We start from the raw sequence: 16,170 nt of genomic DNA on the forward strand, positions 1-16,170 counted from the left end.
GACGAACGCATGTCTGTACTGACGCGGCTCGACTGGCTCTCGGAGGTGTTTCCGACGGTCCCGCTTCGGCTCGCGGTGTCCCTCGTCGCAGTCGGGCTCGTCTTCGCCGTCCTGCTCTCGTACCGGCGGCTACACGGGCGCGTGGCAGAGCGAACGCGACCGCTATATGCGGATGTCGTCTCGGTGGCAGTACTGATCGGGGCCTGTGCGGTCAGCGCCGGCGTTGTTCTGGGCGTTTGGGACCGCACCGACGAGGTCCGCCAGCTCTTCGTGGGGCTCGACCCGGGTGGCGACACCGTTCCGCGGGCGGTCTTTTCGTTCATCCTGCTCGTACTGACCGTCATCGTCACGCGGTTCGTCCGACGGATCATCGAGGAGGTGATGGACTCGACGACCGCGGTCACCGAACACCAGCGCCAGATCACCCATCGACTCTCGCAGGTGATCATCTGGACCGTCGCGCTGGTCGTCATCCTCGGTATCTGGATCGAGGATCTGGGCAGCCTGCTCGTCGGGGCCGGCTTCCTCGGGATCGTGCTGGGCATGGCGGCCCGCCAGACCCTCGGGACGATGCTGTCGGGGTTCGTCCTGATGTTCGCCCGACCGTTCGAGATCGGCGACTGGATCGAGGTCGAAGGCGACGAGGGAATCGTTACCGACATCTCGATCGTCAACACTCGCGTCCGGTCGTTCGACGGCGAGTACATCATGATCCCCAACGACGTCATCGCCTCGAGCATGGTGACGAACCGCTCGAAGCGGGGCCGCCTGCGGATCGAGGTCGAGGTCGGCGTCGACTACGGGACCGACGTCGACCGGGCCGCGTCGCTCGCCGAGTCGGCGATCGGGGACGTCGACGAGGTGCTGACCGCGCCGTCGCCGCAGGTGGTCGGGAAGTCCTTCGGCGACTCGGCGGTGATCCTCGGCGTGCGCTTTTGGATCGACAAGCCGAGCGCCAGACGCTACTGGGAGGCCCGGACCGCCGCGATCGACGCGGTCAAGCGAGCCTTCGAGGACGAGGGGATCAAGATCCCGTTCCCGCAGCGGGAACTCTCGGGCCGCGCCGAGACCGGCGGGTTCCGGATCGCCGACGACGCCGACCGTGAACGGAGCGAGGAACACCGTATGCAAACACCGGAGGAACGATAGATGGGACTCGAGGAGCAACGCGACGTCGAAACGGACGTCTACCAACCGGCCGAGGACTCGCAACTGCTCGCCGAGGCGGTCTGTGAGCGACTCGAGGGGGCCGAGCGCGTCCTCGAGGTCGGCACCGGCTCGGGCTTCGTCGCCGGGCGGATCGCCGACGAAACCGACGCCCGCGTGATCGCGTCGGACCTGAACCCCCACGCCGTCCGGCAGGCCCGGGGCGAAGGCGTCGAGGCGGTGCGTGCGGATCTCGTCTCGCCGTTCCGCGACGGCAGTTTCGACGCGGTCGCGTTCAACCCGCCCTACCTGCCGACCGACCCGGAAAACGAGTGGGACGACTGGATGGAACACGCCCTCTCCGGCGGCGAGGACGGCCGGGCGGTCATCGATCCGTTCCTCGAGGCGGTCGGGCGGGTCCTCGCGCCCGACGGCAGCGTCTACCTGCTCGTGAGCAGCCTCACTGGGGTCGACGAGGTGGTCGAGGAGGCCGGCGAACAGGGTTTCAGCGCCGTCGCCGTCGCCGACGAGTCGTTCCCCTTCGAGACGCTGACGGTACTCGAGTTGCTCCGGTAGCGAGACCCGTCATCCGAAGATACTTTTCGACAGCCTGTGAAGTCCCCGCTCGATGGTCCCCACGAGACGAGCGTTCTTAGCGGGTGCCGGCGCCGCGAGCGCGGCGCTCGCCGGCTGCTCGATGCTCTCGAGCATTCGATCCCCAGCGCCCGACGAGCCGCCCCCGTCCGGGATCGACGAACCGATCGAGACGGATCGTCACGTCGCCGGCGCGACCGGCGACTGGTCGTCGTTCGGCTGTAACGCCGCCAATACCCGCGAAGTCGCCGACGGAAAGGCACCCGTCGACGGCGTCACCGAGCGCTGGCGGGTCGACGTCGCACAGCTCTCGTATCAGGCACCCGTCGTCGCGGGCGATCGAGTGTACCAGATCGACGGCGGAACGCTTCGGACCCTCGACGCCGCCGACGGCGCGGAGCTGTGGACGCACTCGGAGGCCGAGACGCCGCCGTTGGTCCGGGACGGCGTCGCCTACGTGTCGACGGGAACCGCGATTTACGCGCTCGAGGCCGGAACCGGCGATGAGTTGTGGAACCGTACGTTCGAATCGCGCGGGAGCGTGACGACGCCGGCGACCTACGCGGGACGGCAACTGATCTGTGGGGTCGGCGAGGAGGTCGTCGCGCTCGATCCCGAAGACGGGGCCGTCAGATGGCGTCGAGATGTTTTCGGGCAAGTGCTTAACCACGCGGCGTTTTTCATGGGATACGGAATCGTCGTCGCCACTGAGGCCGGACTGATCTATCTGCTCCGCGAGGACGGGATCGGCTGGCGGCGGTGGCAACTGCCGGCACGGCCGATGTGTCCGCCGAGCGCCGATACGGACTCGATATACGTTAACTGCGAGAACGGGACGACGTACGCGCTGATGGATGACGGGGATTCCGAGCCACGGATCAACTGGACGGCCGACACCGGCTGGGCCGACCGCGGTCTCGCCGTCGTCGACGGACTCGTACTCGTCGCGAACGGACGGGAACTCTCCGCCATCGACGCCGAATCCGGTGATCGCCACTGGGAACACGACATCGGCGACTGGCGACACACCGCGCCGGCGTACGGTCGGGACACCGTCTTCGTCGGCGGCGACCGCCTCTACGCGCTGGACCCGACTCCCGGTGACAGTCCGGACGGCGGCCCCGCGGCCCGGTTCGAGCGCGAGTTCGCGGGCCGCGTAGGTCCGGGGCCGGTCCTCGACGACGGGACGATCTACGTGGTCGCGGAAGTCGAATCGGAGACGTACGCCCTGCTGGCACTGGAGTGACGCCGCGACAGTCCATCGCGGCTCTCGGACTCGAGTCGGCTCACCGATCGGTCGGGGGCCGTCTCGATCCCGTTTCCGACGGTTATTCCACCGGTAGCCCCTGTGTGTCGGGTGTTTACGTCCACCTTGGAGTCCCTCGTGGGGAATCGGTCGAAACTCGAAAAAATAACCTCGGTGCATTAGATTGGATGGAAAATATTAAGCGTCGGTATAGCCTAGTCGGGGCTACGATGACTGAGTACGTTTCGACCACGCCGGGGCTGTATCCGCTCCCGGACTGGGCGAAAGACGACCTCTCGGATCTCAAGGGACACCAGAAACACGACCTCATCAGCGGCGACGAAGGTGAGGAAATCACCGCGACCTACGAGGAGGCCCGCGAGGAGGTCATCGGCGTCCAGACCGAGGCCGGTCTCGATCGGATCGTCGAGGGGCAACTGCGCTGGGACGACATGCTCGCGCACCCGCTGGCCGTCGCCGACGCGGTCGAGACCCGCGGGATCGTTCGCTACTACGACAACAACAACTTCTACCGGGAGCCGGTCGTCACCGACGACCTCGAGCCCACCGGCGACGTCGCCGCGGAACTCGAGGCGGCGACCCAGCTGACGGGCGGCGAGGACCTGCAGGCCGTCCTCCCCGGCCCGTACTCGCTGTTCGATCTCGCGACCGACGAGCGCTACGGCGACGACGCCGAGTTCCTCGCCACGATCGCCGACTTCCTCGCGGGCGAGGTCGAGGCCTTCCCCGATGTCGAGACGCTGTTCTTGCTCGAGCCCTCGCTGGTTGAGTCCGCGCCCGGTGACGGGCTGGACGAACGCGCCAGCGAGGCGATCGATCGAGTCGCGAGCGCGACCGACGCCGAGGTCGTCGTCCAGCCCTACTGGGGCGCACTCGAGGAGAAGGTCTACGCGCACCTGCTCGACGCCGATATCGACGCGGTCGGCTTCGACTTCGTCGCGAACCAGGACGACAACGTCTACAACCTCCAGGAGTACGGCGCGACCGACGACGTCGCGCTCGGGCTCGCCGACGGCCAGAACACGCTCGTCGAGGACCCGGAAGCGATCCGTGACCGGGTCGAGTGGGTCGAGGGCCAGCTCGGGGTCACCGACTTCGAGACGGTCTACCTGACGACCAATACCGAGACGTTCTACCTGCCCTACCGCAAGTACGTGGAGAAACTCGAGGTCCTTGCCGAAGCCGCGGACCTCGCGGAGGTGACCGCAGCATGACCAACGAGAACAAAGACCAGTTCCGACCGGCCGATCACGACAACGACCACTTCCTGCTGACGACCGTCGTCGGCTCCTACCCCAAGCCCAAGTGGCTCAACCGCGCGAAGGACCTGTACGAGGACGAGGACAGCGACTTCGACGAGGACAACTGGCAGGAAGCCAAAGACGACGCCGCCCGCCTGATTACGGCCGAACACGAACGCGCCGGCTTGGACGTCGTCGTCGACGGCGAAATGCGGCGCAACGAGATGGTCGAGTTCTTCGCCCACCGGATCGAGGGCTACGAGTTCAACGGGCCCGTCAAGGTCTGGGGCCACAACTACTTCGACAAGCCAAGCGTCGTCAGCGAGGTCGAGTACGACGACTCCTGGCTCGTCGACGAGTACGAGTTCACCGCCGATGCCACCGATCGACCGGTCAAGGTCCCGATCACGGGCCCCTACACGCTCGCGAACTGGTCATTTAACGAGGCCTACGAGGACGACGACGAACTCACCCTCGAGCTGGCCGACCTCGTCAACGAGGAGATCGAGAAGCTCGTCGACGCCGGTGCGCGCTACATCCAGATCGACGAGCCCGCGCTCGCGACGACACCGGACGACCACGCCATCGTCGGCGAGGCGCTGGAACACATCGTCGCGGACATCCCCGAGGAGGTCCGTATCGGGCTTCACGTCTGTTACGGCGACTACTCCCGGATCTACCCCGAGATCCTCGAGTTCCCCGTCGACGAGTTCGACCTCGAGCTGGCAAACGGCGACTACGAACAGCTCGACGTCTTCAAGGACCCCGAGTTCTCGAAGGACCTCGCGCTCGGCGTCACCGACGCCCACGTCGCCGAGGTCGAATCGGTCGAGCAGATCGAGGAAAACATCAAGAAAGGCCTCGAGGTCGTCCCGCCGGAACAGCTGGTCGTCTCGCCGGACTGCGGCGTGAAGCTGCTGCCGCGTGACGTCGCCTACGGCAAGATGGCGAACATGGTCCAGGCCGCCCGCAACGTCGAGGAAGACCTCGACGAGGGCAACATCGATATCGAGCGCGGCGCGCCGACGCCGGCCGACGACTGACAACTCGGCCGAACCGCGCCCCTTCTGTTTCCGCCGTCTCTCGTCCAGTCGAGGCCACCGGCACGGATCTCCGAGCCCTCCGATCAGGGGAGATCGATACCGGTGAGCCCCTCACTGCTCCCGACGACGATCGTTCCGTCGCGGCGCACGACGATCCCGTAGCCGAACAGGGTCAGCTCGAAGACCACGTCATCGGCCCCTCCCCCGTCGCTCCTGAGCGGTTCCTCGACGGCGAACGTGACCGACTCGGTCCTCGGCGCGTCGTCCGCGATCGCCGCGAGCGCCGCGGGCGGCACGTCCTGGATCGCGCCCGCGACGGTAAACGCGAGGACGTCGGGTCGCACGTCGGTCGAATCGGGGTCGTCGTCCGCTGACGGCTGGAGCGTCGCGATCCCGTCTGCGATATCGTCCGGGTCCGGCGTCGTGACGCCGATGTCGACGTCCTCGAGGCGAAGCGCCGCCGACGCCGTCAGATCGATCTCGACGGGATCACCCTCGGCCGACACGGCGACGCGAACGGGGTTCAACGTCGCGCCCTCGAACTGGGCGAGCAACGCCTCGGTCATCGTCAGTCTGCCCTGCAAGGTAAACTCGAGTCGGTCCGGCGGCTCCGTTTCGACGGTGTTCTCGGTCAATCGAACGCTTTCGTTGTCGGCGACCCGAACTGTGACACTCATTGGCCCCTCCTGACAGCCGGATACGTCCCCGACCGGGGAAACCGTATCGTGCGGTGCGGAAGTGATCCGGCCTCGCGACTGCCGACCCACGGCAAAGCGCTAACTATCGGGCCGATGAACGGCCGTCCATGACCCTCGAGGTCGGCGTCCTCGGCTATCGGTTCATGGGGAAAGCACACGCGAACGCGATGGCGCGGCTCCCGATGTTCTTCCCCGATGCACCGGCGATCGAACGCAGCGTGCTGGTCGGCCGCGACGAGGCGGCGCTGGAAGACGCCGCCGAACGGCTCGGCTTCGCCTCGATCGCGACCGACTGGCGCGACGTCGTCGCCGACGTCGACGTCTTCTACAACCTCGGCCCGAACCACGTTCACGCCGAGCCGTCGATCGCCGCCCTCGAGGCCGGGACGCCGGTCTTCTGCGAGAAACCGCTCGCACCGACGCTGGACGACGCCGAGGCGATGGCCGCGGCGGCCCGCGAAGCCGGCGACGACGTGCCCGCCGGCTGTGCCTTCAACTACCGGTTCGTCCCCGCGATCCAGTACGCCAAGACGTTGCTCGAGGCGGGCGACCTCGGCGAGATCCATCACGTTCGCGGGCGGTACTTACAGGACTGGCTGGTCGACCCCGACGCGCCGTGGTCGTGGCGCAACGACGAAGAAATGGCTGGGTCGGGCGCGCTGGGCGATCTCGGCGCGCACACGGTCGATCTGCTGCGATTCCTGGTCGGGACGGACGATCTCGCGGGGCCGATCGAGCGGGTCAGCGGCCACTTGGAGACGTTCGTGGAGGAACGACCGGTCGAGGACGCCGGCGAGGGCGGGGATCTGGAGACCCGCCCCGTCACCGTCGACGACGCCTACACCGCCCAACTCGCGTTCGCGAACGGCGCGATGGGCACCCTCGAGGGGTCGCGCTTCGCGACGGGGCACAAGAACGACCACACCATCGAGATCCACGGCTCGAGGGGGAGCCTACGGTTCTCGCTCGAGCGGCTGAACGAACTCGAGGTCCTCCGGGCGGGCGACCGGGGCTACGAGACGATCCTCGTGACCGACGCGGACGACCCCTACGTCGACCACTGGTGGCCGCCGGGCCACGTGCTGGGCTGGGAACACACGTTCGTCCACGAGAACTACGAGTTCCTGAGCGCGGTCGCGGACGGCGAGTCGTTCGCGCCGAGTTTCGCGGACGGGCTGGCGGCCCAGCGGGTCCTCGACGCGATCGAACGCAGCGACCAGCGGGGGGAATGGGTCGCACTCGAGTGAGTTCGGCCGTGGTCATTTCCTCGAGCGGTTCGGTAGGCGGTCGGCCTCGAGATAGGCAAGTTGTGTTTTGGGTCGGACCGCCACAGCCGACGTGCGGTGGCGCACGCTGTCGACTGCTCGAGTGAGAACGAGAGCAGTCGACGACACCGTGCGAGGGATGAGTGAACGCCGCCAGGCGTGAACGAATCGGTTGGGGAGGGTGTGGAGACTCCGTGCAGCCACGATAGCAGAACGACTCTCTTCTTCCCAACATCGCAGTCGATACGGACTTCCCTGCTATCGTGGCAACGGGGAATGACCACGTCCTCCCTAGCCGATTCGCTCTCACCTTTCAGTCGGTCGCTTATCCCTCACACAGAGTCGTGTCGCGGTTCGTTACTCACTCACCGCGACACAGCGCGCGTCACCGCACACCGTGTGGTCGGTTCGGCACGAGACGTCGCTCGCGGGCTTCGAAAACGGCAGTTCGAATCGTACGCCGACGAACTGCGTAACTCGAGCGGCCGACCGAGTTCGCAACCTATTCGCCGTGGCACCGCTTCTCACTGATCGATGGCGGCCTACGAGACGACGGTCGACGTCAGGACCGATGACCTCGGGCGCAGCGGCCACGTCAACAACTCGAAGTTCGTCGCTTACACCGACCTCGCGCGGGACCGCTACCTCGCGAGCCACGGCTACGGCCCCGACGAACTCGATCATCTGGTCGTCCGCCTCGAGGTCGAGTACGAGCGGGCGCTCGCGTCGCTGGACCCGGTTACCGTCGGAATCGACGTGACCGATGTCGGCGAGACGAGTGTCACCCTCGAGTACGAACTCCGGGACGCGGAGGGGGTCGTCGCGACGGTCACCACGGTGGCCGTCACGGTCGACGGGGAGGGCTCGATTCCGATTCCGGACCTGCTGCGCCGGGGGCTCGAGGCCGACCTCGAGGGAACGACCTGATACCGGCCACTGCGGGGCTCGATTGGTTTGTGGCCCGTCTCAGCGGTGACTATCGCTCTCGATCGTCCCGACCGTGTGGATCTCGTCGTAGCGGACACTGCCCGCGTCGAGCGACTGGCCGTCGATCTCGAGATAGCCCGGTTCGAACCCCGTCACGTCGCCGACGACGTCGGTCCCGTGGTCCTCGGTCCGTTCCTCGCTCCGGACCTCGACGGTGTCACCGATCTCGAAGTGGTCCTGCACGAGGGCTTTGATGCGATCCGTGTCGGCGTCCGGGGGAATCGTCAGGTCGGTCATCGTCCGTCGAGACGCCGACGGCCACGCGGGTAGTCGTTACACCGGTATTCGCAACCCCGCTTGCGGCGTCCGGACGGCTGTCGGGGGCCGGACGATCGTTTTTGTACGTTCAGGCCGAACTCTCGCGCCAATGAAGACGATCAAGGACAGCGTTCACGACCACATCCGGATCGACGGCGTCGCCCGCGACCTGCTTGACACGCCGGCACTCCAACGGCTGCGACGCATCAGCCAACTGGGCACCGTCTCGCTCGTCTACCCCTCGGCCAACCACACCCGCTTCGAACACAGCCTCGGCGTCTATCACCTCGCCTGCGAGGCCCTCGAGCAACTCGGCGTCGAGGGCCGGGAGGCCCAGCGGGTTCACGCCGCCGCCATGCTCCACGACGTCGGTCACGGGCCATTTAGCCACAACCTCGAGTCGCTGACCCACCGTCGGACGGGCCGGTATCACGACGATGTCCACGACCTACTGGCCAACGGGCGGGTCGGGGCGGTGTTGCGATCACACGGCTTAGCGCCCGATCGGGTCGCGGATCTGGTCGCCGGCGAGGGGCGGTTCGGACAACTCGTTTCCGGGGAACTCGACGTCGACCGGATGGACTATCTGGTACGGGACGCCCACCACACGGGGGTGCCCTACGGGACGATCGACCACGGCCGGCTGGTCCGGGAGCTGACCTTCGTCGACGGCGAACTCGTCCTCGCGGAAGGCAACGTCCAGACCGCCGAGAGCCTGTTGGTCGCCCGGGCGCTCATGAACCCGACGGTCTACAGCCACAGCGTCGCCCGCATCGGCAAGGCGATGCTCCGCCGGGCGGCCGAACGGTTGCTCGAGTCGCCCGAAACAGATGTCGATGCAACGACACTCCAGCGGATGGACGATCCGGATCTGCTCGTCGCGTTGCGCTCGTGTCCGGCGACGAGCGAGTTCTCCCGCCGTCTCGATCAGCGCGATTTGTTCAAGCGGGCGGTGTGGGCGGAGATGGACGACGTGCCCGGCGGAATCATCGAGGCCGATCACGGGACGATCCGAGAGTTCGAACGCGAGATCAGCGATCGGGCCGGCGTCGACCCGGAGCGGGTCATCCTCGACGTGCCGAGTCGCCCCTCGATGACCGAGTCCACCTCGCGGGTGATGGTCAACGGCGAGATCAGGCGATTGGACGAGCAGTCGCCGCTGGTCGCGGCCCTGCGGGCGTCCCAGTACTCCCAGTGGCGGCTCGGGGTGTACTCGCCGGCCGACTTGCGCGACCAGGTCGGCCGGGCCGCCGTCGACGTCCTCGGCCTCGACATCGACGGAGCCTTAGTCAGCGAGGTCCGGAACGGCGTGGACGCGACGCTGGACCAGTTCGTCGAGTAGCGGCGCATCTTCGCTCACTGGACTCGACGGAGTTCGAGACGACTCGAGCGACGGCGAACGCAGCCCCCGACCGATCTCGGGTCGGAACGGTTGAAAGGGCGGCTCCCGAACTGCCCCGTATGGAACGAACGGGAACGATCCTCCGCGGCCGCGAGTTCGAGCCCGTCGAGGGGCGGGTCGTGATCGGCGATGACGGCCGCATCGAGGCCGTCGAGGAGACGGCAGTCGAGAGCGACGATATCATTCTGCCGGCCTTTGTCAACGCTCACACCCACATCGGCGACTCGATCGCCAAGGAGGCCGGTGGCGGCCTCTCGCTCGAGGAACTGGTCGCGCCGCCGGACGGGCTGAAACACCGACTCCTGCGGGCGGCCTCGCAGGACGAACTCGCCGCCGCGATGCGACGCTCGCTGGGGTTCATGCAGCGGGGCGGCACGGCGGCCTGTCTGGAGTTTCGCGAGGGCGGCGTCGAGGGGGTTCGGACGCTCGAGCGGGCGATCGAAGGCCTTTCGATCGACGCGCTGTCGTTCGCGCGGGGGTCGATCGATGCGATGCATGCGGGCGATGGCTTCGGGGCCAGCGGGGCCAACGACGACAGCTTCGATCGGGAACGGACGGCGACCCGCAAGGCGGGCAAGCCCTTCGGCATCCACGCCGGCGAGGTCGATTCGAGCGACATCAATCCGGCCCTGGATCTCGATCCCGACTTTCTGGTCCATATGGTCCATCCCGAACCGGTCCACCTCGACCGGCTCGCAGACAGTGAGATTCCGGTCGTCGTCTGCCCGCGGTCGAACCTCGTCACCGACGTGGGGCTGTCGCCCTACGCGGAACTCAACGAACGGACGACACTCGCGCTGGGGACGGACAACGTGATGCTGAACTCGCCGTCGATGTTCCGCGAGATGGAGTTCCTCGCGAAGCTGTCGGAGCTGTCTGCCCCCGAGATCCTCCGGATGGCGACGGTCAACGGGGCCGAGATCGCCGATCTGGAGTACGGTTTGGTCGAGCCCGGGCGGGAGGCCCGCCTGCTGGTGCTGGATGGCGACTCCGATAACCTCGCGGGCGCTCGCGATCCGGTTCGAGCCGTGGTCCGGCGGGCCGGCGTCGACGACGTGCGAGAGGTTCTCTACGGAACGGGCGCGACCGCGGCCGGCGAAGGCGACCGCTGAGGGACGGTCAGTCCAGCCGTTCCGACGTCTCGGCGTGTTCCGACGCGAGTTCGACGTACCGGTCGGCCGTCGCCTGCAGGTGGGCGTCCTCGATCTCGGTCTTCGGCTCCGCGGGGGTGCCGGCGACCAGCGTGGACTCGGGGATCTCGGTGCCCTCGGTGACGACGCTGCCGGCGGCGACGACCGATCCCTCGCCGACGTGGGCACCGTCCAAGACGACCGCGTTCATGCCGACCAGCGCGCGCTCGGCGACGGTCGCGGCGTGGACGATGGCGCTGTGGCCGACCGTCGAGTACGGCGCGAGTTCGGCGTCCTCGTGGAGGACGGCGTTGTCCTGGACGTTCGCCCCCTCGCCGACGACGATCCGGCCATGATCCCCGCGGATCGTAACGTTCGGCCAGACGCTCGCCTCTTCCTCGATGACGACGTCGCCGATGACGACCGCTGCGTCGTCGACGTACGCGGAGTCGGCGACCTGTGGTTCGGTCCCGTCAAACGATCGTAACATGGCCGTTCCTGTCTCGAGGACGGTCTTCAACCTGCCCATCCCGACTCGCATGCACGCCGTCGACTCGAGCGGTCTCGACGTGAGGGAAATCGGCTCGACCGACCGGCTCCGAGCGCGCAGCGCCGTAAGGGGGACGATGCTGCCGACTCGCTGGATTCGTTCGTCGCGAGGCCCAATACGTTTTGGCAGTAGGGCTAATGCCGAGACTTCCCAACGTGGGGATGGCGACACGCCATCGTCGCACCGACGGCCGCGTGTCGCCTGTCATCCCCCCGAACCCACCCGCGGTTCGGTACTTCCCCTTTCCGTTTCGTCCCCTCCACTCACCCGTCCGCTGGCGCTACTCGTCGGGCAACCGCTCGGAGAGTCGGTCGAACCGCTCCCGGGCGGACTCCCGACGCGCCCCTTCCGCGTCCGCTCGGTAGGTCGCCTCGAGCAGCGTTCCGTCCGTCTCGACTCGAACGTCGAAGACGGCCCCCTCGTGGCGGCCCTCGGCCGGCAGGGTGTCGACGCCGACGACGAGTTCGTCGACGACTGTCGGCCGTCCGGCCTCCGTTCTGTCCCTGGGTTCCTCGCCAGGCACGTTCTCGGCCGCCCCGTCGTCGTCACCATCGTCCTCGAGCAACAACACCGCTTGCTCCCCGTCGACGATGCGGTCGAGGACCCCGGTGTAGGTTTCGCTCATCGGGGGAGCGTACGGGCGGGAGTGCTATCAAACGAGGGCCGGACCTCGTCGGCGCGCGGGCGCTCGCCTCCGTTCGGTTCTGTCGCGAGCGACGACTGCGCATCGGCTTTCCGCTCGAGCAGCGCTTCGGGATCGGTCGGCCCCTCGCGTTCGGTCGCAACGTCGATCTCACTGCCGTCGGTCGCGAGAACGACGGTCCCGTGGACGCCGGTCCAGTAGGTCTCGACGCCACGGTCGGCAAAGGCCGCCAGCACCTCGTCGTGGGGGTGGCCGTACCGCGAGTCGAGCGGACTCGAGACGACGGCCACCTCGGGGGCGACCGCGTCGAGGAACGGATCGGTCGAAGCGGTCGAGGAGCCGTGGTGGCCCGCCTGGTAGGCATCGGCGGCGAGGTCGTCGCCGCGTGTTTCGACCAGTCGGCGTTCGGCCCGCTCGGCGATGTCACCGGTTGTCAGGTAGGAAAAATCACCGTACTCGAGTGCGAGGACGACGCTGTTGGCGTCGGTGTCGTCACCGGTCCCGTCTTCGGGCGGGTTCAGGACGGTCGCCTCGAGGCCGTCGCTCTCGAGCGGGAGGGTATCGCCCGCCGCGACCTCGTACAGCGTCACGTTGTAGGCCTCGATCGCGTCGAGATACGCGTCGTAGGTCGCGGTCGTGTGCGGAACCCCGGAGTCGTAGACCGCGCCGACGCCCTCGCCGTTCGTCTCGAGGTACTCGATGACGGCGGGGTGGCCGCCGATGTGGTCGGCGTGGCCGTGGGTCGAGACCAGGTGGTCGATCCGGTCGATGTCGTGGGCCTGGAGGTAGTCGACGACCGTCGCACCGTCGTCGCGGTAGTCACCGGTGTCGATCAGGATCGTCTCGTTCGACGGCGTGATCACGAGCGTCGAATCGGCCTGCCCAACGTCGATGTGGTGGATCTCGAGGTCGCCGCCGGTACCGGCCGTGGCGGTCCCGTCGCCGTCCACGCCGCCGAACCCGCCGCTACACCCGGCGAGAACGAGCAGTCCCGCGACCACGACGACCGTGCTGGTTCGACCCATTCGTATCGTGACGGACGGCCACGGGGACAATGTGCGTTCGGACCCCTCCGATCACGGAACTGCTTGGACGGCTGACCGGAACGGGCAAGCGCCTACGGGGGCAAAACGGGAGTGGCGGCCGTGGAGCCGGACTGTCCTCAGAACGCGTCGCCCTCGAAGCTCGTCTCCGCGTGCAGCCCGTCTTTGAGCGCGTCGTGGACCTTGCAGAGTTCGAAGGCCCGCTCGAGGATCTCCTCGCCGGTGTCGTCGTCGACGTCGGCCGCGACGCGGATATCGAAGCTGATCGACTCGAGTTTGTCGTCGTCGTTGAGTTCGCCGTCGATGTCGATCTCGATCCGGCCGAGATCGTCGGCCCCGCGCTGCTGGCCGCCGACCCGCAACGCCGGTACGTAACAGGAGCCGTAGGCCGCAAGCAGCGTCTCGAGCGTTCCCGGGGCGTCCTCGCCGTTGGCGTCGATGGTCGTCTCGAAGTCGCGGATCTCGTTGGTCGCGCTGTACCCCTCGTCGGAAACGGTGGTGACCTGCTTCGCCATAGCACTCGAGTCGTCTACGAGCGATGGTGTAAACGTTTGGTCGTTGGCTCCGTGAGTCGGGATCGCGGCGTCTGGCCTGCACCTGCAGCGTGGATCGACTTGCCGGTCGCGGGCCAACGTCCGCGGACGAACGATGGTATCTCTCGACAGACGGTCGATCAACAGGCTCAGCGTCCTCTCGACGCTGATCGACAGCGCGCTGGAGTTTCGACGGGGGCGGCCGAAGAGCGGACTCCTGCTTCTCGGCGCCGCCGCGCTCTCCGCACGGCTCCCGGGCATCGGAACGGGCGCGTCGCTGGCCCTTCGAGCAATACGGCGGCTCCGCTAGCGGGTGATTCGATGGTCGATGTCACCGGTCACCTCGCGATGGCGCTGTTGTTCGCTGCCCCAGCGTGGCTCGTCTGGGGTCGCCGAGCGGCGCTTTCGTTCGCCGGCTTCACGCTGGTGACGGCCATGCTCCCGGACACCGATCTCGTCTTGCAGGGCGTTCTTCCGATCAGCCATCACGGCGTGACCCATACCGTGCTGTTCGTGGCGCTGAGTAGCGTCCTCGTCGGCGCGGTCGCGGCCCGCTATCTCACCGACTGGTTCAACGCTACCCGCTGGATCCGAAGCACCGACATCGGGAGCGAGGCGGTCTTCGTGTTCGCGACAGCGGGGCTGCTTACCGGCGGTATCAGCCATCTGTTTGCCGATGTCCTCTCCGCGCCGGACATCGCGCCTCCGCTCTCGCCGTTCTGGCCGGTCTATTCCGACCCGGTGATCGTCGACGTCATCTACTACGACTCGCCAGTGTGGAACTTCGGCCTGTTCGGCGTCGCCGTTGCCCTCCACTTGTTGCTCGTCCGGGACGATCGGTATCCGCTCGAGACGCACTACCGAATCGGAAGCACCGAGCCGTCCGCTACCGGTACTGACGACTGATTGCTCGGTCGGGCCAAGAAAAGGCGATCGCGGGTCGCATCGACCGACTCGCTCGTCGCGGCCCTCCGCTCAGCCCTCGAGTTCGAACGGCTCGTCGGCCTCGATCGTGTGGACCTCGGCGTCGCTACCGGTGCCCGTGACTTCGCTGGCGAAGTCGTCGGGGTCCTGTTCGATCGGCGGGAAGGTGTCGTAGTGCTGCGGGAAGGCGTGGTCGACGTCGAGCCAGTCGACGGCGACGGCGGCCTGCATCGGTCCCATCGTGAAGTGGTCGCCGATCGGGACGATCGCCGCGTCGGGCTCGAGATAGGGGCCGATGACGTCTTTCATCTCGCTCATCAGGCTGGTGTCACCGGCGTTGTAGATCGTCGTCGACTCCCCGTCTTCGACCTGCGTGGGCTTCGTGTCCGAGATGACGAAGCCGGCGGGCATGCCGGCGCTCATATCGTTCTCGGTCATGATCCCGTTGGTGTGGTCAGCACGGGTCATGGTGACGTAGGCGTCGCCACACTCGACGGTGCCGCCGAGGTTCATCCCCATCCCGCCGACGGCGTCCTCGAAGCCGAACTCGTCCTCGCAGTAGGAGACGAGTTCCGGCGTCGCGACCAGCGTCGCGTCCGAGAACTCGCCCGCGTGAGCGATGTGGTCGGCATGGCCGTGTGTCAACAGCACGTAGTCAGGCTGATCGACGTCTGCCGGCTCCAAATCCGTCTTCGGATTGTCGAAGAACGGATCGATCAGCAGCTCCGTCTCCCCCACGGTGACGTGCCACGTCGAGTGGCCGTGCCAGGTAAGTTCCATAGCATCCGCCCGATTCGGGCGAATGTAACTTAAAAGTGGGCGAGGCGGACGACTCCTCGAGCTGACGGCGTCGGCGATGTCGCGGTCAACGGGTGCCTGACCCACCATCGGGGACCGTCGGCCCGCCGTCCCCGAAGTGGACGATCACCATAATTTATGCCTCCGCTCTTGCTACGCCAGCAAGCCGCAGGCGAACTGACACACCACGCATGCGGCGGTGATCCCCGTGGCCGGCCCTGACGGGTCGTTGCGGGGATCACTGGCTTTCGGCAACTGCCGGTCGACCGGCGATGCCGTGGCGTTTTTTAGCTCCGGTCCGTACGGCGACTATGCTCGCGCTTACGCTCGAGGAGTTCATGGTAGAGTTGAACGACGGTGCGATCAAGAACGTCGGACCGAACAACAAGGCGGCGACGGCCAAGCTGTTCGACGTCGAGTCGGCCGAAGCGCGGGAGTTCGGCGACAAGCGCGTCAAGCTCGTCTTCGAGGACGAGGACGACAACGAGATCCAGATCTCGCTGTTCCCGGAGGACGTCCGTAAGCTGGTCGACGACGTCGAGGCCCTCGAGGAGGAGTCGCCGGTCTTCGACTGAGACGCTTTGCTGTCCCGATTTCCCGGTGGGACCACAGGGTGGTCGCGGTCCCACTGGCAATGACGGACAGCAG

General features: G+C 67.0%; 19 protein-coding genes. 12 read left to right on the plus strand and 7 right to left on the minus strand.

Annotated elements, in window-relative coordinates:
• The first annotated feature begins 9 nt into the window (after positions 1 to 9).
• The 5 genes from ACERIM_RS16055 to ACERIM_RS16075 all read left to right on the plus strand — a co-directional run bounded on the left by ACERIM_RS16055 (position 10) and on the right by ACERIM_RS16075 (position 5,291).
• A complete protein-coding gene (locus tag ACERIM_RS16055; protein WP_373633436.1) occupies positions 10 to 1,149 on the plus strand; it encodes a mechanosensitive ion channel family protein in 1,140 nt (379 codons plus the stop codon).
• Complete coding sequence (locus tag ACERIM_RS16060; protein WP_373633437.1) at positions 1,150 to 1,722, plus strand: HemK2/MTQ2 family protein methyltransferase; 573 nt, start codon at positions 1,150 to 1,152, stop codon at positions 1,720 to 1,722.
• A gap of 52 nt (positions 1,723 to 1,774) precedes the next feature.
• Positions 1,775 to 2,986, plus strand: a complete 1,212-nt coding sequence (locus tag ACERIM_RS16065) for a PQQ-binding-like beta-propeller repeat protein (RefSeq protein ID WP_373633438.1) — start codon at positions 1,775 to 1,777, stop codon at positions 2,984 to 2,986.
• 230 nt (positions 2,987 to 3,216) lie between these two features.
• Positions 3,217 to 4,221 (plus strand): 5-methyltetrahydropteroyltriglutamate--homocysteine methyltransferase, encoded by a 1,005-nt coding sequence (locus tag ACERIM_RS16070; protein ID WP_373633439.1) that lies wholly within the window; start codon positions 3,217 to 3,219, stop codon positions 4,219 to 4,221.
• Positions 4,218 to 5,291 carry a methionine synthase gene (locus ACERIM_RS16075; protein ID WP_006650465.1) on the plus strand — a complete coding sequence of 358 codons (1,074 nt, stop codon included), beginning with the start codon at positions 4,218 to 4,220 and terminating at the stop codon, positions 5,289 to 5,291. Before ACERIM_RS16070 ends, ACERIM_RS16075 begins: the two co-directional genes overlap by 4 nt.
• Positions 5,292 to 5,374: 83 nt before the next feature.
• On the opposite strand, the gene ACERIM_RS16080 is transcribed toward ACERIM_RS16075, so the two are convergent.
• Positions 5,375 to 5,968, minus strand: a complete 594-nt coding sequence (locus tag ACERIM_RS16080) for a hypothetical protein (RefSeq protein WP_373633440.1) — start codon at positions 5,966 to 5,968, stop codon at positions 5,375 to 5,377.
• 128 nt (positions 5,969 to 6,096) lie between these two features.
• On the opposite strand from ACERIM_RS16080, the gene ACERIM_RS16085 reads away from it, so the two are divergent.
• Positions 6,097 to 7,236: a Gfo/Idh/MocA family protein gene (locus tag ACERIM_RS16085; RefSeq protein ID WP_373633441.1), complete on the plus strand. Its 1,140-nt coding sequence runs from the start codon at positions 6,097 to 6,099 to the stop codon at positions 7,234 to 7,236.
• Positions 7,237 to 7,788: 552 nt separating this feature from the next.
• On the plus strand, positions 7,789 to 8,181 hold the full coding sequence (locus ACERIM_RS16090) for an acyl-CoA thioesterase (protein ID WP_373633442.1): 393 nt from the start codon (positions 7,789 to 7,791) through the stop codon (positions 8,179 to 8,181).
• Positions 8,182 to 8,220: 39 nt separating this feature from the next.
• Here ACERIM_RS16090 and ACERIM_RS16095 read toward each other — a convergent pair whose 3' ends face one another.
• Positions 8,221 to 8,478, minus strand: a complete 258-nt coding sequence (locus ACERIM_RS16095) for a hypothetical protein (protein ID WP_006650469.1) — start codon at positions 8,476 to 8,478, stop codon at positions 8,221 to 8,223.
• Between the two features lie 130 nt (positions 8,479 to 8,608).
• Between ACERIM_RS16095 and ACERIM_RS16100 the strand changes: the two genes are divergently transcribed.
• Together ACERIM_RS16100 and ACERIM_RS16105 are read left to right on the plus strand one after the other, a co-directional pair.
• Positions 8,609 to 9,841, plus strand: a complete 1,233-nt coding sequence (locus ACERIM_RS16100; protein WP_373633443.1) for an HD domain-containing protein — start codon at positions 8,609 to 8,611, stop codon at positions 9,839 to 9,841.
• Between the two features lie 119 nt (positions 9,842 to 9,960).
• The gene (locus ACERIM_RS16105; RefSeq protein WP_373633444.1) at positions 9,961 to 11,013 is read left to right on the plus strand and encodes an amidohydrolase family protein; all 1,053 of its coding nucleotides are present in this window, start codon (positions 9,961 to 9,963) and stop codon (positions 11,011 to 11,013) included.
• A 7-nt stretch (positions 11,014 to 11,020) separates the two neighbouring features.
• Here the strand turns inward: ACERIM_RS16105 and ACERIM_RS16110 are convergent, their stop codons facing one another.
• From ACERIM_RS16110 to ACERIM_RS16125, 4 genes are all read right to left on the minus strand, one after another.
• Positions 11,021 to 11,521, minus strand: a complete 501-nt coding sequence (locus ACERIM_RS16110) for a gamma carbonic anhydrase family protein (protein ID WP_049804830.1) — start codon at positions 11,519 to 11,521, stop codon at positions 11,021 to 11,023.
• Positions 11,522 to 11,861: 340 nt separating this feature from the next.
• Positions 11,862 to 12,206 (minus strand): DUF3006 domain-containing protein, encoded by a 345-nt coding sequence (locus ACERIM_RS16115; protein WP_373633445.1) that lies wholly within the window; start codon positions 12,204 to 12,206, stop codon positions 11,862 to 11,864.
• Positions 12,203 to 13,249, minus strand: a complete 1,047-nt coding sequence (locus ACERIM_RS16120) for a ComEC/Rec2 family competence protein (RefSeq protein WP_373633446.1) — start codon at positions 13,247 to 13,249, stop codon at positions 12,203 to 12,205. The genes ACERIM_RS16115 and ACERIM_RS16120 overlap by 4 nt, the downstream gene beginning before the upstream one ends.
• Positions 13,250 to 13,386: 137 nt before the next feature.
• Entirely contained in the window at positions 13,387 to 13,782 is a 396-nt protein-coding gene (locus tag ACERIM_RS16125) for an OsmC family protein (RefSeq protein WP_006650478.1), read from the minus strand.
• 133 nt (positions 13,783 to 13,915) lie between these two features.
• Here ACERIM_RS16125 and ACERIM_RS16130 point away from each other — a divergent pair, with 133 nt between their 5' ends.
• The gene (locus ACERIM_RS16130) at positions 13,916 to 14,110 is read left to right on the plus strand and encodes a hypothetical protein (RefSeq protein ID WP_006650479.1); all 195 of its coding nucleotides are present in this window, start codon (positions 13,916 to 13,918) and stop codon (positions 14,108 to 14,110) included.
• An 11-nt stretch (positions 14,111 to 14,121) separates the two neighbouring features.
• Positions 14,122 to 14,706 (plus strand): metal-dependent hydrolase, encoded by a 585-nt coding sequence (locus tag ACERIM_RS16135; protein ID WP_373633447.1) that lies wholly within the window; start codon positions 14,122 to 14,124, stop codon positions 14,704 to 14,706.
• 69 nt (positions 14,707 to 14,775) lie between these two features.
• Here the strand turns inward: ACERIM_RS16135 and ACERIM_RS16140 are convergent, their stop codons facing one another.
• Entirely contained in the window at positions 14,776 to 15,504 is a 729-nt protein-coding gene (locus tag ACERIM_RS16140; protein ID WP_373633448.1) for a metal-dependent hydrolase, read from the minus strand.
• A 329-nt stretch (positions 15,505 to 15,833) separates the two neighbouring features.
• Between ACERIM_RS16140 and ACERIM_RS16145 the strand changes: the two genes are divergently transcribed.
• Positions 15,834 to 16,097 carry a hypothetical protein gene (locus ACERIM_RS16145; RefSeq protein ID WP_049966446.1) on the plus strand — a complete coding sequence of 88 codons (264 nt, stop codon included), beginning with the start codon at positions 15,834 to 15,836 and terminating at the stop codon, positions 16,095 to 16,097.
• Positions 16,098 to 16,170 lie beyond the last annotated feature (73 nt).

The organism is Natrinema sp. H-ect1, assembly GCF_041821105.1.
Classification (GTDB): Archaea; Halobacteriota; Halobacteria; order Halobacteriales; family Natrialbaceae; genus Natrinema; species Natrinema thermotolerans.